This window comes from Stenotrophomonas sp. 89682_Sma, assembly GCF_056481405.1.
Map to the genome: position 1 here is coordinate 1,186,487 of NZ_CM151147.1, position 22,906 is coordinate 1,209,392.

Here is a 22,906-nt window from a genome sequence, read left to right on the forward strand (position 1 = left end):
CCCGGCACTACAGATGGACTGCGCGCGGTGCCAGCGATCAGCCGGGGTAGTGAGTTGTAGCAGAACCTTCAGCCATGGATCATCGCGATCACATTGCATTCCCATGCACGCAGTCGATGGTGGTGCCGGCCGCTACCGGCACCACCGCATACCTCACATCGTTACCTTGCGCCGGTTGTCGTCGCTCACCCGGTCGATCAGCTTGTTGTACGGGTCGAAGCCCGCTTCATCCGGCTTTTCGTCGACCGTTACCGTGATCTTCGGCTCCCCACTGGTGATGTGGTGGCGCTGCAGGTACAGCACCTTCTGGTCGCGTTCCTTGCCGGAAGGGCCGTTGGCGAACACGCCGATCTCGACCCAGTCATCCATCTTCCCGTCGCTTTCCTGGCCCTTGCCGTCGGCATACTGCTTGGCTGCGTGGAGGTCCAGGGTCACGTCGTAGCGGCCGTCCTCACGCTTGCGGGCGCTTGCGGCCATCACCCGGTTGTCGTAGAAGCTGATCTTCTCGAACAGGTCGGTGACCAGCTGCTGGCGGTCGGCCGGGGTCTCGGCGCGGATGTAGGCCAGCAGTTCGCGTGAGGTGGTGTAGAGCGGTTGCTGGTAGCCCTTGTCCTGCAGGAAGCGCTTCAAGGCGCGGTTCAATGCCTGCTCGCCGATCTCTTCGCGCAGCCGGTAGAACACCAGCGAACCCTTCTGGTAGTGGATGTACTGCTGGTTCTCCACGCGCTCCAGCGGCTGCTCCTCGATGGCCTCGCCACCACGCCCGGACAGGTAGCCGTCCAGCTCGCGCTTGAGGAACTGGCGCATGTGCTGGCGTCCGTATTCCTGCTCCATCACCATCAGCGCCGAGTACTGTGACAGCGACTCGGACAGCACCGTGGCGCCCTGCACGTTGGCGCCGATCACCTGGTGTGCCCACCACTGGTGTGCAATCTCGTGTGCAGTCACGTAGAACACGTAGTCCACCTTGTCCGGATCACGGAGGTCGGCGATGAAGCCGATCGCTTCGGAATACGGAATGGTGTTGGCGAACGACTGCGCGAAGCGCGCATAGCCCGGGAACTCGATGATGCGTACCTGGCGATGCTGGTAGGGCGTGAAGTTGGCTTCGTAGTACGCCAGTGATTTCTGCACCGCCTCGATCATCCGGTCCACATTGTAGCCGTGTGCCGGGTCGAAGTAGACCTCGATCGGGATGTCCTTGTACTTGGCCTTGCGCACCTCCCAGCGTGCCGACAGATACGCATAGAAGTTCAGCATCGGCCGGTCCATGGCATAGCTGAAGCAGCGGCGGCCGTTCACCGTGGTCTCGTGCTGGAGGTAGCCCGGGGCCAGCGCGACCTGGTCTGGTGCGGTGCACACCGTGGTACGGAAATCGAGCCAGTCGGCGTCGCTGGAGATGTAGGTGTTGGCACGCGCGCTTTCGTCTTCGAGCTTGGGCATGCGCCGCGGTTCGCCGAGATTACGCTTGCGCCGCTCGTTGCGGTCGGTGATCTCCGCGCCTTCGTTGTAACCGAACGACGGAAGCACGCGGCTGTTGAAGAAAGTGCCGTTGTCCACGATGTTGCTCGGCGCCTGGCCGGCGGTGATGCCGTTGGGCTTCTGCACCACCCGGAAATGCACGCTGCGGCTTTCGCCCGGTTGCAGCGGCGTGTCCAACCGGTAGATGCGGTAGCCGAGATCCTTGTCGTGGAAGGTCAGCTTCTGTCCGCCAAGATCGGCCGCCACCAGCTGCTTGTCATCACCCATCGAAACATGCAGTTCCGGGATGGGCTGCGCGTGCAGGTTGCGGATCGTCCAGTTCGCATCGATCACCATCGACTGCGATTCGGAGAACAGGTCCACGCGGTTGTCCACCGCCACGATGCGCGGCTGCGGCAGGTTGCGGTACTTCGACAGCTCACGCTCGTAGCGGGCCTGCAAGTCCAGCTGTTGATCCGGGGAAAGGAACTCGTTGCGGATGTTGGTGCTCCAGTACAGCCAGCCGCCCACGGCGACGAACGCCACTGCTGCCAGCGCCGCAAAGGCACCGGTCGGGCCGCGCAGGCGGCGGCCGGCCAGGACCAGGCGCTGGCGCAGCCCCTGGCTGACACCGCGCACCCAGAAGGCGGAGGCGACGCACATCAACGCAAGCAGGAACAACGCCCAATAACCCTGGAACGCCAGTTGTCCGGTGAGGAAGTGGCCGTAGCCGTTCATGTCCGAATAGGGAGCGATCGGCCAGCTGCCGAAGTTGTAGATGTTCTGCGTGTAGTCGAGCATGCCCAGCACGCCCTGGCCGATCATCACCACGATCAGCAGCGCGTAACCGACGAACTTGTTGTTGGTCAGCACCTGCAGTACCAGCGCCATGCCGCCCATCAGCACGTACACCACCGAATCCAGCGCCAGGCTGCGCAGGTACAGCAACGGCTCCAGGTGCGTGTAGCCCTTGGCCAGCTGCACGCTCATCGCGGCCAGCGCGCCGGCAGCCTGGAAACAGGCGATCACCGCCACCAGCGCGGTGAACTTGGCCAGCAGCGGGACCCAGTTCGGCACCGGCATGGCATCGGTCACTTCATTGATGCGCGCACCGCGTTCCTTCCAGACCAGCTCGCCGGCGAAGAACAGCACGATGATGATCAGCAGCCAGCTGAAGGCCCCCTGCAGGCCCATGATCATCTGCGAGGTGACCGGCCAGATCGAGGTGCCGTACAGCGTCTGCCGGAACAGCGCGCTGGGCAGGAAGTTGGCCAGGCCCAGTACCAGCAGCACGATGAACGGGACGCTGCGCAGTACGCCGCCGGTGTCGAAACGCACCTGGCGAAGGAACTGTTGCCATGCGGTGCTGCCAGTGAACGCCGGTACCACGTGCGGCAGGGCTGCGCGGGCAGGGCCTACGGTCACCGCATCGGCGGCCGCCAGCGCCGGCTTGCGGCCCCACCGCCGGCGGCCGCTGCCGCTGCGTTCGGTGCGGAACAGCGCGAACGTGGCAGCGAACAGCACCGCGGCCACGCCCAGCCACAGGGCGCGGTTGGCAAGCAGGTAGCCGGTCAGCGCCGGAATGCCGCTGTTGCGTTCGGCGGTGGACCAGTAGCGGATGGTACGGCCGAGTGCGCGCATGCCCAGCGGTTCGCTCAGCACCGCGATCCACGTATTGTCGATGTCGCGCAGCAGGGCCGCGCTGGCGCCGTACAAGACCAGGTAGGCCACCAGGCCGATGTAGACCCACAGGATCGAGCGCGTCAGAGCTGCCAGCAGCGACAGCAGCGCGGTGGTGAACAACAGGTTCGGAATGACGATGACCGCGAACGTCCACGCATAGCCCTGCCAGCTGATCGGGCCCATGCGTTCGGGATCGACCCAGGGCATGAACGGCGCCAGCCACAGGCCGAACGCGATGAGCACGTAGACCAGCAGTCCGGACGCCAGTGCCGCAGCGATGCGCCCGGCCAGATAATCGCGGCGCTTCACCGGGCTGGCGAAGATCAGCTCGGCGGTGCCCAGCTCAAAGTCACGCAGCAGCGCATTGCTGACGAACAGCGCGGTGACCAGCATGCCGAGCAGGGTGAAGATGCCCAGCATCTGCGCGATCACCGTCGGCGCATTGCTGTGCACGTTGCCGGTACCGCCACCGATCTGAACGGCATCGCTGGAGGCCGCGGCGAAGGCGAGCAGGGCAAACAGCCCGGCCAGCAGCCACAGCAACGGGGAACGCAGCTGCTCGCGCAGCTCGAAGCGGAAGAAGTTGAAGATCATGGTGTGCTCCGCTCAGGCTGCCGCGCGTGCACGGGCCTGCAGGCGCAGGCGCTGGAAATACACGTCCTCAAGGTCGGGAGCCACGGCCGCGAAGCCATCGCCGGGGTCGTTGGCGCTGTGCACGTGGATCACCGGGCGGCCCCCGACCAGGCGCGTGGACAGCACCACGTAGCGCGCTTCGTGATCGGCCAGTTCGGAAGGATCCACCTGCTTGCGCCAGACCTGCTGCTGCAGCGCGTCGATGGCATCTGCCGGGCGCCCGGTCAGCAGCACCTGGCCCTTGTTCATGATCGCCATCGTCGGGCACAGGTCGGTCACGTCCTCGACGATGTGGGTGGACAGAATGACGGCCACGTTCTCGCCGATCGCCGCCAGCAGATTGAGGAAGCGGTTGCGCTCCTCTGGGTCGAGGCCGGCGGTGGGCTCATCGACGATCACCAGCCGCGGGTCACCCAGCAGCGCCTGGGCAATGCCGAAGCGCTGGCGCATGCCGCCGGAGTAGGTGCCCAGCTTGCGTTTGCGGGCGTCCCACAGGTTCACCTGCTGCAGCAGCCCATCGACCACCTCGCGGCGCTGCGCGCGCTGGGTCAGGCCCTTCAGCACGGCGAAATGCTCCAGCAGGTCCAGCGCGCTGACTTTCGGGTACACGCCGAAATCCTGCGGCAGGTAGCCCAGACGGCGGCGCACCGCATCCTTGTCGCGCAGTACGTCGATCGGAGTTTCGCCGGGGATGGTGAGCACAGCCGAGCCGCTGTCGGCTTCCTGCAGGGTGGACAGGGTGCGCATCAACGAGGATTTGCCCGCACCGTTCGGCCCGAGCAGGCCGAACATGCCGCGCGGGATATCCAGGCTGACACTGTTGAGAGCATGCACGCCGTTGGCGTACGTCTTGGACAGCGAATCGATCTTCAGCATGCGACGTACACCTTTCCATGGGCGAATCTGCGCGTTATCCGCGCATCGGCCTCCTTGCGCATCCGCCGTTGGTCATGGGGGGAGGCGCCTGCCGTTGTGCGTTGGGAGGGGCGGTGGAGGCCACCGCCCGCTCCCGCAGCTGCGTCAGTCGTTGTTGACCAGCAGCTGCCAGCACACCACTGGGCCGTCTTCAGCGTCGATGCGCCGACCGGTGACCATGAAGCCGTTGCGGCGCAGTACTGCCTGCGAGCGTGCATTGCCCACAGCCGTTTCAGCGGTGAGACAGCACACGCGCGCATCGTGCCGCGCCCAGGCCACCAGTTCGGCCAGTGTCCGGCCCGCCAGGCCCCGTCCCTGATGTGCCGGGGCGATGCCATAGCCGATATCCAGCACGCCCTGCTCGGGCGGGCGGGTCAGTGAGAAAAGGCCGACTTGCTGGCCGGCATCCACGACCTGCCAGGCCGCGGGCGCGAACAGCGTTTCGATGCGCTCGGCCAGGTCGGCCAGCATCGTCAGTACGGGCAGCGGTGCGATGGCATCGTCCGCGGAGCAGGGGCGTGACAACAGGGCGCGCAGATCAAGCGCGGAAACAGGTGAAAGCATGGGAACCTCGACAGGTGGAAGTGCCCGAAGCGGGCATGACCGGTACGAGGAGGGGCGCGGGCGTCAATCGTGACGCAGCATGCCGTTCGCCGCCGTTACCGGTGCGGGAAGTGGATGCTGACGGAGGACAAAGGCCTTCTCCCGAAGAGGGCGTGCGGTGCCGGGGCGCGCCCGGCGGTGGGATGCAGCATAGCCGAGGCAGCGGCCTCAGCGCAGCGACGATTCGCGCACCACCAGCTTCACCGGGATGCTCTGGCTGTCCACCGGCTGTCGGCCGATCAGCGCCAGCAGGCGCTCCACCAGCAGTTGTCCGGCCTGCTTGGTGTCCTGCTGCACAGTGGTCAGCGCAGGGGAAACGGAGGCTGCCAGCGGGATATCGTCAAAGCCGGTGACCGCCACGTCCTGGGGCACCCGCAGGCCGGCTTCGCGAAGGGCGCGGATCGCGCCGATGGCGATCAGGTCGCTGGCCGCACAGATTGCATCGATCGGCTCGCGACGCGCCAGCAGCAGCTGGCAGGCCTCCTGGCCGGAGGCCTCGGTGGTGATCGCATCGTGCTGCAGCGCCGGTTCCGCAGCCAGGCCATGTTCCTGCAAGGCCGCGACGTGGCCGCGGTAGCGCTCCTGGAATTCGGGATAGTGGCTGGACGCATGGCCGAGGAAGGCGATGCGGCGGCAGCCCTGCTGCAGCAGGTGGGTGGTGATGTCGTGCCCGCCCTGGAAGTTGTCGCTGCCGATCGAAACGCCCGGCTGGCCGGGCAGGGCGGCGCCCCAGCGCACGAAATGCGTGCCCTGTTCGACCAGCCGCTGCAGGCGGTCGCGTGATTCGTGGTAGTCGCCGTAGCCGAGCAGGATGATGCCGTCGGCCTTGTTGCTGTCCTCGTAATCGGCCTGCCAGTCGGTGGACAGCTGCTGGAACGAGACCAGCAGGTCCTGCCCGTGCAGGGCGCAGGCACGGGTGATCGAGCCCAGCATCGAATGGAAGAACGGATTGATCAGCGAATCGTCGTTGGTCGGGTCTTCGAAGAACAGCAGGGCCAGGGTGCCGGCGTTGCGCAGGCGCAGGCTGGAGGCGTTCTTGTCGACCTTGTAATTCAGCTCGCGGGCGATGCGCAGGATGCGCTCGCGGGTCTCGGCATTGACCATCGGGCTGCCGCGCAGGGCCCGCGACACGGTCGGCTGGGAGACCCCGGCCAGGTGGGCGATGTCCAGGGAGGTGGCTTTGCCTTTGATGGTCATGTGCGGGTGGAAGGGGCCAGGTGGAAGGTGCCCGGGCATGATGCCATGGGCAGACGCGAATGCCCCCGCAGGCGTTCGTCGGGGCGAAGGTAAGTCATTGCCGGACAAGGAAATCAGCCTGATCCTTCGATGCGGTCGGGATCTCCTGGCCGGGCGGATGGCGGCGGCAATGGTAAGATGCGTCGTTCTCGCATTCCCCCAAATTTCACCAGGGGCGGCCCAGCGTACTGCACCCCTGCCCGGGGCTGTGCTATCACTGGCGGTCTGCCCCTGGACAACGGACGAAGGTACCTATGGCGCGCGGCATCAACAAAGTCATCCTGGTCGGCAATCTCGGCAACGACCCGGACGTGAAGTACACCCAGAGCGGCATGGCGATCACCCGCATCAGCCTGGCCACCACCAGCGTCCGCAAGGACAAGGATGGCAACCAGCAGGAGCGCACCGAATGGCACCGCGTGGTGTTCTTCGGCAAGCTCGGCGAGATCGCCGGCGAATACCTGCGCAAGGGCAGCTCGGTCTACGTTGAAGGCAGCCTGCGTTACGACAAGTACACCGGCCAGGACGGCGTGGAGAAGTACTCCACCGATATCGTCGCCGACGAAATGCAGATGCTGGGCGGCCGCGGTGAAGGCGGTGGTGGTGGCGGTGGCGGCAACTACGGCGGCGATCGCCCGCAGCGCCAGCAGGCCCCGCGCCAGGAATACGGTGGCGGTGGCGGCGGCCAGCGTGGCGGCCAGGGCGGTGGTTATGGCAACCAGGGTGGCAACCAGCGCCCGCAGCCGCAGCAGGCGCCGCCGATGGACGACTTCGCTGACGACGATATTCCGTTCTGATCGAACGTTCGTTCGCAGCAGAAAAGAAAGCCCCGCTCATGCGGGGCTTTTCTTTTCCCGCGATTCCTCCTGAGTTGTGCCCCGCAGCATCGATTTTCGTGCACCGCGACTTGCAAACAGACAATTTCCTCCCCTATGGTGCAATCGATTGCATTGCTGTGAATCGTTGCGTTTGATACCGGTTGGGAGGCCGGAAGGTGGATGTCCATCCATTCGATCAGACCGGCTCCTTCGAGGGGGCTCACGCGGCGCGATGCGCTGCGCATCGCAGTTGCCGGAAGCATCGGCCTGGGGGCCGCGACAACCGCGGGGACGTTGCCTGCATTCGCCGCCACCGCCCCACTCAAGGGCAACCTGAAGCACTCCGTGGCCCGCTGGACCTTCCCGCAGCTGTCGGTTGCCCAGCTCTGCGCGACGGTGAAGAGCATCGGCTTCGCCGCCATCGACCTGGTCGGCCCGGAGGACTGGCCCACCTTGAAGGCCCACGGCGTGTACAGCTCGATGTGCAACGGCGCGGAGCTGGGCCTGACCAAGGGCTTCGCCGGCCGTGAGTTCCACGATGAACTGGTGGCTCGCTACACGCGGCACATCGACCTGGTCGCCGACGCAGGCTATCGCAACCTGATCTGCTTCTCGGGCAACCGCAGCGGCATGGACCCGCAGGAAGGCATTGCCAATGCCGAGGCCGGTCTCAAGCGCATTCTCGGGCACGCCGAGAAGCGTGGCGTTGTGCTGGTGATGGAGCTGTTGAACTCCAGGGTCGATCATCGCGACTACCTGTGCGACCACTCGGCCTGGGGCGTGGAGCTGTGCCAGCGGCTGGGCTCGGACAACTTCGGCCTGCTCTACGACATCTACCACATGCAGATCATGGAGGGCGACATCATCGCCACCATCGGCAGGCACCACGCGTTCTTCAAGCACTACCACACCGCCGGTGTGCCGGGCCGGCATGAGATCGGTGACCAGCAGGAACTCAACTATCCGGCCATCTGTCGCGCGATCCGCGACACCGGTTTCGATGGGTATCTGGCGCAGGAGTTCATGCCTGCGGCGCCCGATCCCGTTGGCTCATTGCGCGAGGCGATCCGCCTCTGCGACGTCTGAAACGATATCCACCCAGGTGAGAAACCCATGGCAGATAATCACTACGACGCCATTGTTGTTGGCTCGGGAATCAGTGGCGGTTGGGCGGCGAAGGAGCTGACCGAAAAGGGCTTGAAGGTCCTGATGCTGGAACGCGGTCGCAACATCGAGCACGTCAAGGACTACGTCAACGCGATGAAGGAGGCGTGGGATTTCCCGCACCGCAACCGTCCAACGCAGGCGATGAAGGCCGAGTTCCCGGTGCTGATGCGTGACTACGGCCTGGCCGAGAACCTGGAGGGGATGTGGGCCAATGAGCAGGAATCGCCCTATATCGAGACCAAGCGCTTCGACTGGTTCCGTGGTTACCACGTGGGTGGTCGCTCGCTGATGTGGGGCCGGCAGAGCTATCGTTTCTCCGACTTGGATTTCGAGGCGAACCTCAAGGACGGCATCGCCGCCGACTGGCCGATCCGCTATGCCGATATCGCGCCGTGGTACGACCATGTCGAGAAGTTCGCCGGCATCGCCGGTACGCGCGAGGGACTGGACGTGCTGCCGGACGGCGAATTCCTGCCGCCGATCCCGCTGAACATCGTCGAGAAGGATGTGGCCGCGCGGATCAGGAAGGCGTTTGGTGGAACGCGGCACATGATCCACTCGCGCACCGCCAACATCACCAAGCCCATGCCCGAGCAGGGGCGCGTCAACTGCCAGTACCGCAACAAGTGCATCCTCGGCTGTCCCTTCGGTGCCTATTTCTCGACACAGGCGGCGACGCTGCCGGCGGCGATGAAGACCGGCAACCTGACGCTGCGGCCATTCTCGATCGTCAAGGAAGTGCTCTACGACAAGGACCGCAAGCGTGCGCGCGGCGTGGAGGTCATCGACGCCGAAACCGGCCAGACCTACCAGTACACCGCCAAGGTGATCTTCCTCAATGCGTCGTCGTTCAACTCGACCTGGCTGCTGATGAACTCGGCCACCGATATCTGGGACGGGGGGCTGGGTTCCTCGTCCGGCGAGCTCGGGCACAACGTGATGGACCATCACTTCGGTGCGGGTGCTTCGGGCCGGGTCGAGGGCTATGAGGACAAGTACTACTTCGGCCGCCGTCCCTGCGGTTTCTATATTCCGCGGTTCCGCAACGTCGCTGCCGACAAGCGCGCCTACCTGCGTGGGTTCGGCTACCAGGGCGGTGCCAGCCGCACCGGCTGGTCGCGCGAGATCGCCGAACTGAACATCGGCGCCGACCTGAAGGAAGCGCTGACCGTGCCCGGTGACTGGCGCATCGGCATGACCGGTTTCGGTGAGATGCTGCCGCACCACGACAACACGATCCGCCTGGACCGCGAGCGCAAGGACAAGTGGGGGTTGCCGGTGCTGGCGATGGACGTTGCGATGCGTGCCAACGAACTGGCCATGCGCAAGGACATGGCCGCAGATGCTGCCGAGATGCTGGAAGCGGCCGGCGTCAAGGACGTGAAGATGCACGACAACGATTACGCCCCGGGCAAGGGCATCCATGAAATGGGAACGGCGCGGATGGGACGTGACCGCAGGAGCTCCGTATTGAACGCACACAACCAGGTCTGGGATGCGCCCAACGTCTACGTCACCGACGGTGCCTGCATGACCTCCAGCGCCTGCGTGAATCCTTCGCTGACCTACATGGCGCTGACTGCGCGCGCTGCCGACCACGCCGTGCGCGAACTGAAAGCGGGGAACCTGTGATGGATCGTCGCGAACTGTTGAAGATGATCGTGGCCGCCACCGGTGCGGCGATGGTCGGGTTGCCGGCGCTGGTGCAGGGCAAGGCGCCCGCGGCTGGCGCGATGCCTGCGTTCTCCGATGCCGAAATCGGCACGCTGGACGAGATCGCCGAGACCATCCTGCCGCGGACAAGGACACCCGGGGCGAAGGACGCGGGCGCCGGTGCGTTCATGGCGACGTTCGTCAGCGATTGCTACACCGCCCGGCAGCAGGCGACATTCCGCGCCGGGCTGGTCGACATCGACAAGCGCGCGGGTGGCCGGTTCGTATCGCTCACGCCGGAGGCCCGCACCGAACTGCTGCGTGCTCTGGATGCGGAGGCCAAGGCACGCAAGGCCGATGTGACCGAGACCGGTACTCCTGAAGAGGGCGACGCGATGCCGCACTACTTCACGATGCTCAAGCAGTTGGCCATCTTCGGCTTCTTCACTTCCAAAGTCGGTGCCACCGGGGTGCTGCAGTACGTCGCCGTGCCGGGGCGTTACGACGGCGACCTGGCCTATGCCGCCGGCACACCTGCATGGGGGACCAGCTGATGGAGCGCACCATGATGACCAAGCCGCTGCTGATCGTGGCCGGGGTACTGGCCGCTGCACCAGCCCTTGCACAGGACGCTGCCGATCCTGCACGCGATCCGAAGAAGACCGAGGTATGGACTCCTGTACCCGCAGTCGTGGCGGCGCCCCCGGGCAAGGCGCCATCTGATGCGATCGTGCTGTTCGATGGCAGGGATGCCTCCGCATGGGAGGCAGAGCAGGGTGGGCCTGTGCGCTGGAAGATCGCCGATGGCGCGATGACCGTGGTGCCGGGCAGAAAGGGCATCCGCACCCGGCAACGCTTCTGCGATGTCCAGCTGCATGTCGAATGGCGTACTCCCACCGGGACGAAGGGCTTCGACGGCCAGAACCGGGGCAACAGCGGCATCTTCCTGCAGGAACTTTACGAGCTGCAGGTGCTCGACAGCTACAACAACCCGACCTATGCCAACGGCCAGGCCGGCTCGATCTACAAGCAGGCGATGCCACGGGTGAATGCCTCGCGCGCACCGGGCCAGTGGCAGGCCTACGACATCATCTGGAAGGCACCGCGCTTCTCGCCGGGTGGCGGCCTTGTCTCACCTGCGCGCATCACGGTGCTGCATAACGGCGTGCTGGTGCAGGATGACACCGTGCTGGCGGGGAAGACCGAGTACATCGGCGCACCGTCGTACTCACCCCACGCCTGCGCGCCGATCTATCTGCAGGAGCACGATTCCAGGGTCAGCTACCGCAACATCTGGGTGCGGGAACTCTGATCCCACCTGACTACTTCGCCAGGTAACTGGCGATGTCGTCGATCTCCTGCTGCGAAAGCTGGGAAAATGGCGGCATCAGTCCACCGCCCTTCCTGATCTTGTCCTTGATCTGCGCGGCATCCAACCGCTTGCTGACGTCCGTAAGCGCGGGGAACGCCCCGGGCATGCCGGCGCGATCGGCGCCGTGGCAGGCCATGCAGTTCGCGCTGTAGAGCTTGGCGCCGGCGGCAGGATCGTCCTTGCACCAGGCAGTGGTGGCAAGCGTCGCGCCACACAGCATCACAGCCAGTTTCAGTATCGTCTTCAAGCGGGGCTCCTTCGCGGGCTAGCGTTGCGCGCTGGCGTGCGGACTGACGGTCAGGTGTTCGCGCAGGTAGTCCGCACCGGTCTGGATCACCTTGGCCGGATCGCGCGGGTGATCGTGTTCGAGGATGTACCAGTGCACGCCGGCACCGGCGGCGGCCGGCAGGATCGCGTTCCAGTCCAGCACGCCCTGTCCGACCGCGGCGAATCCACCTTCGTCCTCGGCCTGGCCCTTGGGCGCATTGTCCTTGGCGTGCACCGCGAACAGGCGGCCGCGGAACTTGCCCAGCATCACCGCCGGGTCGTGTCCGGAGCGTGCCACCCAGGCCAGGTCCAGCTCGGTCTGCAGGTCGGGGCCGGCAGCAGCGAACAGCAGTTCCAGGCCGGTCCTTCCGTTGAAGTCGACCAGCTCGAGGTCGTGGTTGTGGTAGGCCAGGCGCATGCCCTTGGCCCGAACCTGTTTGGAAAGCCGGCCCAACTCCTGGCCCAGTGCGGTCCAGCCTGCGGCATCGGTGGGCCGGTCCTTCGCGTCCAGGTAGGGCACCACCAGCGTGGTGTTGCCGATCGATCGGTTGAAGGCCACCACGCCGTCCAGGTCTCTGCGCAGCTCGGCCAGCGCAACGTGCGAGGAGATCGCCCTGATCGAATACCTGTCCAGCAACTGCTTGAGTTCGCTGGCGCTGACGCCCTGGGTCCCCACCGTTTCCACCGCGTGCACGCCCGCGTCGTGAACGATCTTCAACTGCTGGTCGAGCGAGCCGGCATTGCGCAGTGAGTACATCTGCACTGCGATGGGCTTCTGCGCGGCGTCGGCTTCGCTGGCGAAGCCGGGCAGTGCCGTGAGCAGCAGGAGTGCGAGGGCTGCGGCTCTGCGGACAGGGGTTTTCATCAGGCGTTCCTCCAGGGATTCAATCGATGGTGGTCCAGGCACGCGTCCTGGCCGATGCGATGACGCGGTCGACGATCCGTGCCGAGCGCACGCCGTCGTTGAAAGTGGGCAGGCCCTCGGGCCGTTCGCCGTCGATGGCGCGATAGCTGTCGGCAATGAACGCCTCGAAGCACTGGCCGTAGCCCTGCGCGTGACCGGCCGGCATCACTGACAGCCGCCGTTGTTCGGCACTGCCTGCACCAGGACCGCGCACGAAGATCTCCTCGCGCTGGTCGGGTCTTCCGATCCACAGCCGCTCGGCATCCTCCTGGTTGAAGGCCACGCTGGCCCTGGCACCGTCGATCTCGAACCAGAGGCGATTGTGGCGTCCAGCCGAGACCTGGCTGACCGTCAACGACGCCAGCGTGCCAGCGCCGGTCCTGAACATCGCTGCGGCCACGTCTTCGCTGGTGACCGTCTGCATCGCGCCGCTGGCTGTGGGCGTGCTGAAGCTCTGGCCGGTGATGGCGCCGCGTTCGGCGATCACCGTCTCGAACGCCGCGCTGACCTCGGCGAAGCGCTCGCCGCTGATCCATTCCACCAGGTCGCACCAGTGCGAGCCGATGTCGGCGAATACGCGCGACGTACCGCCCAGTGCCGGGTCCACGCGCCAGTTGTTGCTTTCTGGATCCAGCAGCCAGTCCTGCAGGTAGCTGCCGTGGATCAGGTGCAGCGGCCCCAGCTCGCCGTGTGCGATGCGTGCGCGCGCCTCGCGCACCACCGGGTGGTAGCGGTAGACGAAGGGTACCGTGGCCACAAGGCCGCGCGAGGCCGCCAGCGCAGCCAACGCCTGTGCATCTTCCAGCGAGGTGGCCAGCGGCTTCTCGCAGATCACGTGCTTGCCGGCTTCCAATGCGGCCTGTGCCATCGGCCGGTGCAGATGATTGGGCGTGCAGACATGCACGGCCTGCACCTGCGGATCGGCGATGACCTCGTCGATGTCCCGATAGGCGTGCGGAACATTCCAGGACTGTGCCACCTCATGTGCACGCTGCGCGGACGAGGCGGCCACGCCGCGGATCTGCGCACCGGCCAACAGCGCCGCGCGACGATGCACGGCGCCAATCATGCCGGTGCCGACGATGGCGATTCCAAGCGTAGCCATCTACTGGATTCCTCGGGACGAAGACGGTGCGGCTGCGACCAGTGGCCGGTCGCGGAACAGCAGCAGGAAGGCGATCAGCACGACCAGCGCGACACCGGCCGGGAACAGCCAGATCTGCTGCCAGTCCGGTCCCGCCGCCGTGGTGAAGTGCTCCACCACCGCGCCGGACAGGAAGGTGCCGATCAGCATGCCCACGCCATAGGTCGCCAGGGTGATGAAGCCCTGTGCACTGCTGCGCGCGTCAGGGCCGGCATGCGCATCGGTGTAGATCTGGCCGGTGACGAAGAAGAAGTCGTAGCAGATGCCATGCAGCACGATGCCGATCACCAGCAGCGAGAAGCCGCTGCCGGCATCACCGAAGGCGAACAGCGCGTAGCGCACGACCCAGGCCGCCATGCCGACCGCCAGCATGGTCTTCACCCCCAGCCGCACGAACAGGAACGGCATGGCCAGCATCAGCAGCACTTCGGACACCTGGCCCAGCGACTGCAGGCCAGCAGCGCCGCGCACGCCCAGGTCGTTGAGGTACGGGTTGGTGAAGTTGTAGTAGAACGACAGCGGGATGCAGATGGCGATGGAGGCCAGGAAGAACACCAGATACGCGCGCGACTTCAGCAGCCGCAGCGAATCCAGCCCCAGGATCTGCCCGAGGCCGGCATCGCGCTGCTTCGCCAGCGGCGGCGTGTGCGGCAGGGTAAACGCGTACAGCCCCAGCGCCAGTGATGCCACCGCCGCCATCTGGAAGGTGAGTTCGAGCCGGTGTGCCTGTTCCCAGCCCAGCCAGCCGATCAGCACACCGGCCACGATCCAGCCGACGCTGCCGGCCACGCGCACCAGCGGGAACTGCTTCTCAGGCGATTGCATGTGCCGCATCGCCACGCTGTTGGCCAGCGCCAGCGTCGGCATGAACAGCAGCATGTAGCCCATCACGCAGGCGGAGAACGCGCTGAAGCTGTCCGCTGTGGAGGCCATCCAAAGCAGTACTGCGCCGGCCAGGTGCAGGACCGCAAGGATGCGCTGCGCGGCGAAGTAGCGATCGGCAATCAGGCCAACCAGGAAGGGGGCGACGATGGCGACGATGGACTGGCTGAGGAAGGCCGTCGCTACCTGGCTGGCGCTGGCCTGCAGCGGGCCCTGCACCAGGTAGGTGCCCAGGGTCACGAACCACGCTCCCCAGATGAAGAACTGCAGAAACATCATCGCGCCCAAGCGCGACATGGCGTGCGTCATGGCTTGCCCTCCCGGGGCGGTATCGGCTCAGAGTCCCAGCATGCGGTGCAGTGATGCAGTGTCGGTGCCGCTGTCGGCAAAGTCGTCGAAGGCGCGTTCGGTCACGCGGATGATGTGGTCGCGGATGAAGGCCGCGCCCTCGCGTGCGCCGTCTTCCGGGTGTTTCAGGCAGCACTCCCATTCCAGCACCGCCCAGCCGGGGAAGTCGTACTGCGCGAACTTCGAGAAGATCGCCTTGAAGTCGATCTGGCCGTCACCGGGTGAACGGAACCGGCCCGGACGATCGATCCAGTCCTGGTACCCGCCGTACACACCGCTGCGCGCGCTGGGGCGATACTCCGCGTCCTTGACGTGGAAGATGCCGATGCGCGCGTGGTAGCGATCGATGAACCCCAGATAGTCCATCTGCTGCAGCAGCAGGTGGCTGGGGTCGTACAGGATCTTCGCGCGCGGGTGGTGATCGACCACGTCGAGGAAGCGTTCGAAGGTCGCACCGTCATGCAGGTCCTCGCCGGGGTGGATCTCGAAGCACAGGTCCACGCCGCAGGCATCGAAGGCATCGAGGATCGGGCGCCAGCGCCGGCCGAGTTCGGCGAAGGCCTCTTCCACCAGGCCGGGCGGGCGCTGCGGCCAGGGATAGAAGTACGGCCAGGCCAGTGCGCCGGAGAAGGTGGCGTGTGCGGTCAGTCCCAGCCGCTGGCTGGCCTTGGCTGCCAGCAGCAGCTGCTCCACTGCCCAGGCCTGGCGCGCGACCGGGTCGCCGCGCTTTTCCGGCGGTGCGAATCCGTCGAACAGGCTGTCATAGGCGGGATGGACGGCGACCAGCTGCCCCTGCAGGTGGGTGGACAGTTCAGTGATCTGTACGCCATGCCCGGCGAGCATGCCGGCAAGGTCGTCGCAGTACGCCTGGCTGCGTGCGGCCTCGGCCAGGTCGAACAGGTGGGGCGCGCTGGTCGGCACTTGTACGCCAGAATAGCCCAGGCCCGCGGCCCAGCCGGCCAGCGTGTCCAGCCGATCAAAAGGAGCTGTGTCGCCGATGAACTGCGCCAGGAACAGCGCTGGACCCTTGAGCGTCTTCAACGTGATTCGCCCTAGATGCAATCGATTGCATTATCCTAGCAGGGGCTTACGCAGGACCTGTTGTGCAGTGCACAGCGGGCAGGAGAACTAACGCCATGGCCACCATCTACGACATTGCAAAGCACGTCGGCGTCTCTGCCGGCACCGTGTCACGTGCCCTTTCGCGGCCGGACAAGGTACTGCCGGCCACGCGCGCGCGCATCGAGCAGGCCGCTGCCGCGTTGGGCTACGTACCCAATACGGTCGCCCGCACGCTCAAGACCCAGCGCAGCGGCAAGATCCTGGTTACGGTGCCGGATATCGCCAACCCGTTCTTCGCGCAGATCCTGCAGGGGGCGGAGGACGCCGCGCAGGCCGTCGGTTATGCGGTGCTGCTGGGCGATACCCAGGACCAGCCCGACCGCGAGGAGCGCTACGCGCAGATGCTCCGGCGCAACGAGGCCGACGGCATGATCGTGCTCGGCCATCGCCTGCCACCGACGGCGCGCGAGATTGTCCAGCAGAGGGGGGCTGCCGCGCCGGTGGTCAACGGATGCGAGTTCGACCCCGCGCTGGGCCTGCCCAGTGTGCACATCGACAATGTGGCCGCTGCACGCGCCGTCATGGAGCACCTGTACGCACTGGGCCATGTACGGATCGCCGTGGTCGGCGGGCCGCCGGACAATCCCCTGCACCAGCAACGCCTGGAAGGGGTACGGGCCGCCGGCAAGGCGCGCGGACGCCTGCGCCAGCTGAGCGTGGTGCCGGGCGATTTCTCGGTGGAATCCGGGCATGCCGCGGCCGTGGCGCTGCTGGCCGACGCGTCGGCGCCGACCGCAGTCTTCTGCTTCAGCGACCAGATGGCGCTGGGGGCGCTGGCGGCCTGCCGCGATCTGGGCATCCGCGTGCCGGACGAGTTGTCCATCGTCGGTTTCGATGACCTGGCGTCTTCGCGTTACCTCACGCCGCCGCTGACGACCATCCGGCAGCCGATGCGGGAAATCGGCGCGCGCGCGGTCAACCTGCTGCTCGCCATCATCGAACAGGTGGACGTTCCGCTTCAACAGACGCTGGATTTCAGCCTGATGGTGCGGGGATCGACGGCGGCACCCGGGCCCAGGTGAGGCCAGGGACGCTGCAGGTTCGAGTCCTTGATCCCGAATTGACGTAAAGCTGTCAGACTCACGACGGGCAGCCCGGCAGGGGCCGGGGTGGAACGCGCGATCGCGCAAGGGGGTCGGCAATGCCGTTCTTGACTGACTCGACGGAGGTCGCGGTCGAAGGCGTCGGCGCGGCACGGCGCATCGGCTGGATGCGCTTCGTGGGCAATGGCCTGGGCGCGATCCCCATCGCCTCGATCATGCTGGAGCGCCAGGATGGCGCGCTGCCCTGGGTCCTGTTGCTGCTCAATGCGCTGGCATGGCCGGCGCTGGCGCTGGTGCTGACCCAACGCTCGCGCAAGCCGGCTGCGGTCCAGTTCCGTTGCATGGTGGCCGATTCCTTGTTCGGCGGCGGCTGGATCGCGTTCATGGCCCTGAGCGCCGTACCCAGCGCGTTGTTCGCCGCACTGCTGGTGGCCGACAAGATCGCGGCTGGCGGCGTGCGCCTGGCGATGCGGGCCACGCTGGCTCTGGTGATGGGCTTCGCGCTCACGTGGTGGGCACTCGGGTTTCCTTACCAACCGGTGTCGTCGCAACGCACGATCGTGCTCAGCGTGCCGTTCCTGTTCGTCTACGGCATCGGGCTCAGCATCCTCAGCTGGCAGCTGGCGCGTCGGGTGAAGTCGCAGAACCGCCAGCTGCAGCGCCTGAGCCGGATGGATCCGCTGGTCGAACTGGCCAATCGCGGCTTCCTGATCCTGCGTGCGCAGCAGGCGCTGGACAAGGCGCAGGGGCAGGGCGGCTTTGCCTGCCTGTTGATGCTCGATGTGGATGACTTCAAGCACATCAATGATTCGCACGGGCACCGCGCTGGTGATGAAGTACTGCGGCACATCGCCTCGACCCTGCGCGCTTTCGCCCGGCCCGGTGATACACCGGCGCGCCTGGGCGGCGATGAGTTCGTCGTGCTGCTGCACGACTGCGCGCCCGTGGATGCGATGCATGTGGCCGAGCGGGTGCGCCTGCACCTGCTCGAAGCGGCGCGGCAGGCGACCCCGGGCGTTGAATTCAGCGTGAGCATCGGCATTGCTGCCACGCCGCGCGGCGGCAGCGTAGAGGACTGGCTGGCCTTGGCTGACCGTGCGCTCTACCACGCCAAGCGGCAGGGCAAGAACACCGCCAGCTATGGCGAACAAGCGTCGGCGAACGCTCAGCCACCCAATCCAATGGTTCCAGAGATGCGAGATGAGCAGTGATGATCGTGGGATTGCCGCGATGCGACCAGGCGACGCATGGCCGGGAGGCGGCTATGTCGAGCTTGCGGTGATAGGAGTGGACGACGCGTTCCTGATGCGTCGCCTGGGGCAGTCACTGTTGACGGGGAATGAGCTTGGAATGGGAGCTTGGCGGTCGCTGGGAATACGGTTGCCGTCAGGGACCGTTGTTGAATTGATCGCATATGATGCTGAACCTGATTCCGGCTTCACCGTGAGAATCGACAATCAATCTGATCCACGCGTCGCATTGCAGGACATCATTTCCGTCCTCGGTCTTGGTGCGGAGCAGATCATATGGTCCAACATCAATTGGATGCAGTGTGCTGCAGGGTGTCGCCAGGGCACGCCAAGGTAAGGTCGATGACGATGCGGGCTGTCAAGGTAGTTTGATCCGTTGACACGGCCAATCCTCTACCATGGGCCACCCCGCCCGGACGTGCCCCCATGCAAGACGCCCTTGTTGCCCAGCCCAAGCCCCCCGTTGCGAGGATCGCGGCCTGGCTGATGATGCTGCTGGGCATGTGGCTGGCGCTGAAGCTCGGCCTGGTGGTGACCCTGCTGTCGGGCCTGCTGGTGTTCCAGTTGACCCATGTGCTGGCGTCCACCGTGGAAGGCAAGCTGCCGCCGGGACGGGCGCGGGCGATCGCGGTCATCGTGCTGTCGGCGGTCATCATCAGCGCGCTGGTGCTGGCCGGCATCGGCGTGGCGTCGTTCTTCCGCACCGAGACCGGTGGCCCGGATGCGCTGCTGGGCCATCTGATGGACATCCTCAACAGCTCGCGGCACCAGGTGCCGGCGCTGCTGCAGCCGTACATTCCCGAGGACATGCCGGCGTTGCGCGCGGCACTGAACGACTGGGCCGCCGAACACCAGCGACAGCTCGGGGTGGCCGGGACCTCGGCGGTGCAGATCGGCGTGCGGGTGCTGATCGGCATGGTGCTGGGCGCGATGATCGCGCTGTATGACGAACTGCCGCTGCCGCAGATGGGACCGTTGGCGCAGGAGCTGATCGGCCGCACCAGCCGCCTGGCCACCGCGTTCCGCCAGGTGGTGTTCGCGCAGGTGAAGATCTCGCTGCTCAACACCGTGTTCACCGCCATCTTCCTGCTGGGCGTGCTGCCGCTGTTCGGCGTGCACCTGCCGCTGTCCAAGACGCTGGTGCTGATCACCTTCATCGCCGGCCTGCTGCCGGTGGTGGGCAACATCATCTCCAACACCATCATCACCATCGTCGCGCTGTCGGTCTCGTTCTACGTGGCCGTGGCCGCGCTGCTGTACCTGATCGTGATCCACAAGCTGGAATACTTCCTCAACGCACGCATCGTCGGTGGCGAGATCCAGGCCCGTGCCTGGGAGCTGCTGCTGGCCATGCTGGTGATGGAGGCGGCATTCGGCCTGCCCGGCCTGGTGGCGGCGCCGGTGTTCTATGCCTACGTGAAGCGCGAGCTGGTCGATCAGCGCTGGATCTGACCCGGCATGATGTGACATTCCCGCTGCAATGGGGCGGGCCTTCATCTTGTCGGCGCGTTCGCGGTCGATGTGCCATACCTATCACAGCGGTTCGCATGGCGCTGGCTTGGTGCTGCTGGGACCGGTCGTTACAGTGAACCGCACGTCAGGGGAAAATTTGCATGGCCGGCAAGGCATCGCCCATCGGGTTGCGGACCTGGGTCTGGATCCTGACCGGGCTGTTCGTGGTCTGCACCTTGCCCTTGATGGCCATCGCCCTGGTACAGGGCACGCAGCGTTACGCCGGTGCCGAGGCCAACCTGTCCAGCCTGCGCCAGCTGCGGCAGTCCTTCGAGCTGGCCAACCTGGTTTCGGCCGAGCGCGGCCCGGCCAACAGCCTGCTCGGCGCCGATCCGAACGATGTTGCCGAGCAGGCGCGGCTCGCGGCCCAGCTGGCAGTGGCCCGCAAGCGCGTGGATACCGCGATGCTGCAGCTGGACACGGTGTTCAGGGCCGCCCCGGGCGTGGTCGACGAGCAGGGGTTGCTGGCCGACGCACGACGCCGGTTGCACTCGGCACGTGCCGCTGTCGACCAGGTTGTGGCACGGCCGCATGATGCGCGCCAGGTGGAAGAGGTGGAGCGTGCGATCAACAGCATGTTCGCCGTGGTCGATCGCCTGCATCGGCTCACCTCGGCGCAGATCAATGTGCTGGTCAGCGCCGATCGCGAAGCGGCGATTCCGGCGATGCAGGGCCAGGTACTGATCGACCTGCGCGAACACGGTGGCCGCCTGGCCTCGAACGTGATGGCGCCGGTTGCGGTTCCCGGGGCGTGGCGTGACGAGCAGGTGCGGGCCGCATCGCAGACGGAGGGACGCCTGCTGGAGCTGTGGCGCTTGGCGGGCAGCCATGAGTCGGTGTTCCGGAGTGACCCGGCGCTGTCCTGGCACTGGGATATGGCGCGCCGTCAGTTCTTCGGCGAATCGCTGCCGATGATCGAGCAACTGATCGAAGACGGTCGCCGCGGCCTGCCTCCGCCTTGGACCGCCGCGGAGTTCACCCAGCGCTACGTGCCGACCCTGCAGTCGCTGGAAGCATTGCGCGACGGCTACCTCAGCGTGTCCATCGCCCGCTTCGAACGCACCCGCAACCGTGAAGCGACGCGCCTGGTGGTGCTGGTGGCGACGGTGCTGGGTACACTGCTGGTGCTGGGCGTGGCCCTGCGCATTGCCCACCGGCAGATCCTGCGGCCGCTGCTGCAGGCGCAGAAGCAGGTCATTCAGATCGCCTCGGAGGCGCCGGGGCCAGAGCAGCATGTCACCCACCCGCTGGCCGAAATGCAGCGCCTGTTCGATGCGATCGAAGTGCTGCGCGAGAAGTCGCGCGAGCGCTCTGCGCTGACCAGCGAACTGCGCCAGCTGGCAGGTACCGATGAATTGACCGGGCTGTTGAACCGGCGCGCGCTGGAAGAAAAGGTGCAGCAGCGCCATGACGAAGGAGGCGCCGGCGCCGTGGTGATCCTGCTGGACGTGGACCGGTTCAAGGCGATCAACGACGGCCACGGTCACGATGCCGGTGACGAAGTGCTGGTGCAGGTGGCGCAGTTGCTGCAACGGCACCTGCGCCGCAGCGACAGCATCGCCCGCTATGGTGGTGAAGAGTTCCTGGTGCTGCTGGCCGACGGTGATCTGGCCGGTGGCCGCCAATTGGCCGAGTCCCTGCGCGTGGCGCTGCATCAGATGGACATCGTACTGGCCGATGGTGGTGTGCTGCAGGTCACCGCCAGCTTCGGCGTGGCCGAAGGGGGAATCGATGCGTTGGGCTGGCGCAGCCTGTTGCGCGCCGCCGACGCGGCCATGTACCAGGCCAAGGCGCAGGGCCGCGACCGGGTAAGGGTGGCGGGCGGCGGTCGCATCGCGCGTTGACCGGTGACATTCATCACCGGCGCACGTCGCGCCGCCTAGACTGGCGGTCCCCATTCCTGCTGGAGCCCGGCATGATCATGCGTCCCATCGCCCTTGCTGCGGCCGGCGTGCTGGCCGGCCTGCTTGCAGGATGTACCACGCCCGCGCAGCCCCTGGCCGACGAGCCACGCCATCCCTCCATCGCTGCCGACCTGAGCCCGGTGCCGGCCTTCACCGGTGGTGGTGCAGGCTGGAGCATCGAGATCGCCTCGACGGGCAAGGGCAACCACGATGCCAGCCTCAATGCCGATGGCCGTACCTGGAAGGGCGCGCTGCGCTATCGCGGCCAGCCGGCCGATGCGCCCAGCTCGCTGATCGTGCTCAACGGCGAACTGGGCAAGCAGCCGGCCATCGTCGAGATCAAGCGCGAGTCGTGCCGCAGCGCCGAAGGCATGGATACCCAGGCCAGCGTGCAGGTCACGATGGAAGGACAGCCGCAGCGCCGCGGTTGCGGTCATCTGGCCGTGTATTGAGCCCGCGCGCCGCCATGCTCGAGATCCCGACCCTGCACACGGAACGTTTGCGGCTGCGCCCGCAGCGGCTGGATGACTTCAACGTCTACGCCGCGTTCCTTGCTTCGCCGCGAGCACAGGGCATGGGCGGCCCGTTCGGTGAAGTCGCGGCGTGGGGCCAGTTCTGCCACGATCTGGCCAGCTGGCACCTGTTCGGCCACGGCGCGCTGATGATCGAACGCATCGATACCGGTGCCTGCATCGGCCAGGTCGGGATCAACCACGGCCCGTTGTTTCCGGAAAAGGAACTGGGCTGGCTGTTGTACGAAGGCCATGAAGGGCAGGGCTTCGCAACGGAAGCGGCCGGTGCGCTGCGTGACTGGGCCTTCGTGGTGCCGCAGCTGCCGACCCTGGTCAGCTACATGGCCCCGGACAACCTGGCATCGCAGGCCGTCGCACGGCGTCTGGGCGGTGTGCTGGATGAGAAGGCCGCGCGCAGCGACGCGGATGATCTGGTGTACCGCTACAGCTCAGGGTAGTGCCGGCCGCAGGCCGGCA

21 protein-coding genes are annotated in these 22,906 nt (G+C 66.1%); 12 read left to right on the forward strand and 9 right to left on the reverse strand.

The window, feature by feature from the left end:
* Nucleotides 1–153: 153 nt before the first annotated feature.
* The 4 genes from ACZK29_RS05480 to ACZK29_RS05495 all read right to left on the reverse strand — a co-directional run bounded on the left by ACZK29_RS05480 (nucleotide 154) and on the right by ACZK29_RS05495 (nucleotide 6,492).
* A complete protein-coding gene (locus ACZK29_RS05480; protein ID WP_478446772.1) occupies nucleotides 154–3,738 on the reverse strand; it encodes an ABC transporter permease/M1 family aminopeptidase in 3,585 nt (1,194 codons plus the stop codon).
* A 12-nt stretch (nucleotides 3,739–3,750) separates the two neighbouring features.
* A complete protein-coding gene (locus ACZK29_RS05485; RefSeq protein WP_164146701.1) occupies nucleotides 3,751–4,653 on the reverse strand; it encodes an ABC transporter ATP-binding protein in 903 nt (300 codons plus the stop codon).
* Between the two features lie 144 nt (nucleotides 4,654–4,797).
* Nucleotides 4,798–5,256, reverse strand: coding sequence for a GNAT family N-acetyltransferase (locus tag ACZK29_RS05490; RefSeq protein ID WP_164146700.1), 459 nt, complete (start codon nucleotides 5,254–5,256; stop codon nucleotides 4,798–4,800).
* Nucleotides 5,257–5,463: 207 nt separating this feature from the next.
* Nucleotides 5,464–6,492: a LacI family DNA-binding transcriptional regulator gene (locus ACZK29_RS05495; RefSeq protein ID WP_111112761.1), complete on the reverse strand. Its 1,029-nt coding sequence runs from the start codon at nucleotides 6,490–6,492 to the stop codon at nucleotides 5,464–5,466.
* A gap of 293 nt (nucleotides 6,493–6,785) precedes the next feature.
* Here ACZK29_RS05495 and ACZK29_RS05500 point away from each other — a divergent pair, with 293 nt between their 5' ends.
* The 5 genes from ACZK29_RS05500 (at nucleotide 6,786) to ACZK29_RS05520 (ending at nucleotide 11,481) form a co-directional block, all read left to right on the forward strand.
* A complete protein-coding gene (locus ACZK29_RS05500; RefSeq protein ID WP_279914260.1) occupies nucleotides 6,786–7,328 on the forward strand; it encodes a single-stranded DNA-binding protein in 543 nt (180 codons plus the stop codon).
* A gap of 201 nt (nucleotides 7,329–7,529) precedes the next feature.
* Nucleotides 7,530–8,435: a hydroxypyruvate isomerase family protein gene (locus tag ACZK29_RS05505; RefSeq protein WP_478446773.1), complete on the forward strand. Its 906-nt coding sequence runs from the start codon at nucleotides 7,530–7,532 to the stop codon at nucleotides 8,433–8,435.
* Between the two features lie 27 nt (nucleotides 8,436–8,462).
* Entirely contained in the window at nucleotides 8,463–10,148 is a 1,686-nt protein-coding gene (locus ACZK29_RS05510; protein WP_111112757.1) for a GMC oxidoreductase, read from the forward strand.
* Nucleotides 10,148–10,723 (forward strand): gluconate 2-dehydrogenase subunit 3 family protein, encoded by a 576-nt coding sequence (locus ACZK29_RS05515; RefSeq protein WP_478446774.1) that lies wholly within the window; start codon nucleotides 10,148–10,150, stop codon nucleotides 10,721–10,723. The genes ACZK29_RS05510 and ACZK29_RS05515 overlap by 1 nt, the downstream gene beginning before the upstream one ends.
* Nucleotides 10,724–10,737: 14 nt before the next feature.
* Nucleotides 10,738–11,481: a 3-keto-disaccharide hydrolase gene (locus tag ACZK29_RS05520; RefSeq protein ID WP_478447070.1), complete on the forward strand. Its 744-nt coding sequence runs from the start codon at nucleotides 10,738–10,740 to the stop codon at nucleotides 11,479–11,481.
* A gap of 10 nt (nucleotides 11,482–11,491) precedes the next feature.
* Here ACZK29_RS05520 and ACZK29_RS05525 read toward each other — a convergent pair whose 3' ends face one another.
* From ACZK29_RS05525 to ACZK29_RS05545, 5 genes are read right to left on the reverse strand one after another with little or no spacing between them, the layout of a single operon-like run.
* Nucleotides 11,492–11,788: a c-type cytochrome gene (locus ACZK29_RS05525; protein ID WP_478446775.1), complete on the reverse strand. Its 297-nt coding sequence runs from the start codon at nucleotides 11,786–11,788 to the stop codon at nucleotides 11,492–11,494.
* 18 nt (nucleotides 11,789–11,806) lie between these two features.
* The gene (locus tag ACZK29_RS05530; protein ID WP_478446776.1) at nucleotides 11,807–12,673 is read right to left on the reverse strand and encodes a sugar phosphate isomerase/epimerase family protein; all 867 of its coding nucleotides are present in this window, start codon (nucleotides 12,671–12,673) and stop codon (nucleotides 11,807–11,809) included.
* A gap of 19 nt (nucleotides 12,674–12,692) precedes the next feature.
* Entirely contained in the window at nucleotides 12,693–13,817 is a 1,125-nt protein-coding gene (locus ACZK29_RS05535; protein WP_478446777.1) for a Gfo/Idh/MocA family protein, read from the reverse strand.
* Nucleotides 13,818–15,047 (reverse strand): nucleoside permease, encoded by a 1,230-nt coding sequence (locus tag ACZK29_RS05540; protein WP_478446778.1) that lies wholly within the window; start codon nucleotides 15,045–15,047, stop codon nucleotides 13,818–13,820.
* Between the two features lie 27 nt (nucleotides 15,048–15,074).
* The gene (locus ACZK29_RS05545) at nucleotides 15,075–16,127 is read right to left on the reverse strand and encodes a sugar phosphate isomerase/epimerase family protein (RefSeq protein WP_478446779.1); all 1,053 of its coding nucleotides are present in this window, start codon (nucleotides 16,125–16,127) and stop codon (nucleotides 15,075–15,077) included.
* A 95-nt stretch (nucleotides 16,128–16,222) separates the two neighbouring features.
* On the opposite strand from ACZK29_RS05545, the gene ACZK29_RS05550 reads away from it, so the two are divergent.
* The 7 genes from ACZK29_RS05550 to ACZK29_RS05580 all read left to right on the forward strand — a co-directional run bounded on the left by ACZK29_RS05550 (nucleotide 16,223) and on the right by ACZK29_RS05580 (nucleotide 22,887).
* Nucleotides 16,223–17,230: a LacI family DNA-binding transcriptional regulator gene (locus ACZK29_RS05550; RefSeq protein ID WP_164146692.1), complete on the forward strand. Its 1,008-nt coding sequence runs from the start codon at nucleotides 16,223–16,225 to the stop codon at nucleotides 17,228–17,230.
* Nucleotides 17,231–17,349: 119 nt separating this feature from the next.
* A complete protein-coding gene (locus ACZK29_RS05555) occupies nucleotides 17,350–18,462 on the forward strand; it encodes a sensor domain-containing diguanylate cyclase (RefSeq protein ID WP_239503959.1) in 1,113 nt (370 codons plus the stop codon).
* Nucleotides 18,452–18,838 (forward strand): hypothetical protein, encoded by a 387-nt coding sequence (locus tag ACZK29_RS05560; protein WP_146267999.1) that lies wholly within the window; start codon nucleotides 18,452–18,454, stop codon nucleotides 18,836–18,838. The genes ACZK29_RS05555 and ACZK29_RS05560 overlap by 11 nt, the downstream gene beginning before the upstream one ends.
* 89 nt (nucleotides 18,839–18,927) lie before the next feature.
* The gene (locus ACZK29_RS05565; protein WP_106549300.1) at nucleotides 18,928–19,953 is read left to right on the forward strand and encodes an AI-2E family transporter; all 1,026 of its coding nucleotides are present in this window, start codon (nucleotides 18,928–18,930) and stop codon (nucleotides 19,951–19,953) included.
* 161 nt (nucleotides 19,954–20,114) lie between these two features.
* Nucleotides 20,115–21,857 carry a GGDEF domain-containing protein gene (locus ACZK29_RS05570; RefSeq protein ID WP_111203000.1) on the forward strand — a complete coding sequence of 581 codons (1,743 nt, stop codon included), beginning with the start codon at nucleotides 20,115–20,117 and terminating at the stop codon, nucleotides 21,855–21,857.
* Nucleotides 21,858–21,928: 71 nt separating this feature from the next.
* Nucleotides 21,929–22,369: a hypothetical protein gene (locus ACZK29_RS05575; protein ID WP_111202998.1), complete on the forward strand. Its 441-nt coding sequence runs from the start codon at nucleotides 21,929–21,931 to the stop codon at nucleotides 22,367–22,369.
* Nucleotides 22,370–22,383: 14 nt separating this feature from the next.
* Nucleotides 22,384–22,887, forward strand: coding sequence for a GNAT family N-acetyltransferase (locus ACZK29_RS05580; protein ID WP_106549303.1), 504 nt, complete (start codon nucleotides 22,384–22,386; stop codon nucleotides 22,885–22,887).
* Nucleotides 22,888–22,906 lie beyond the last annotated feature (19 nt).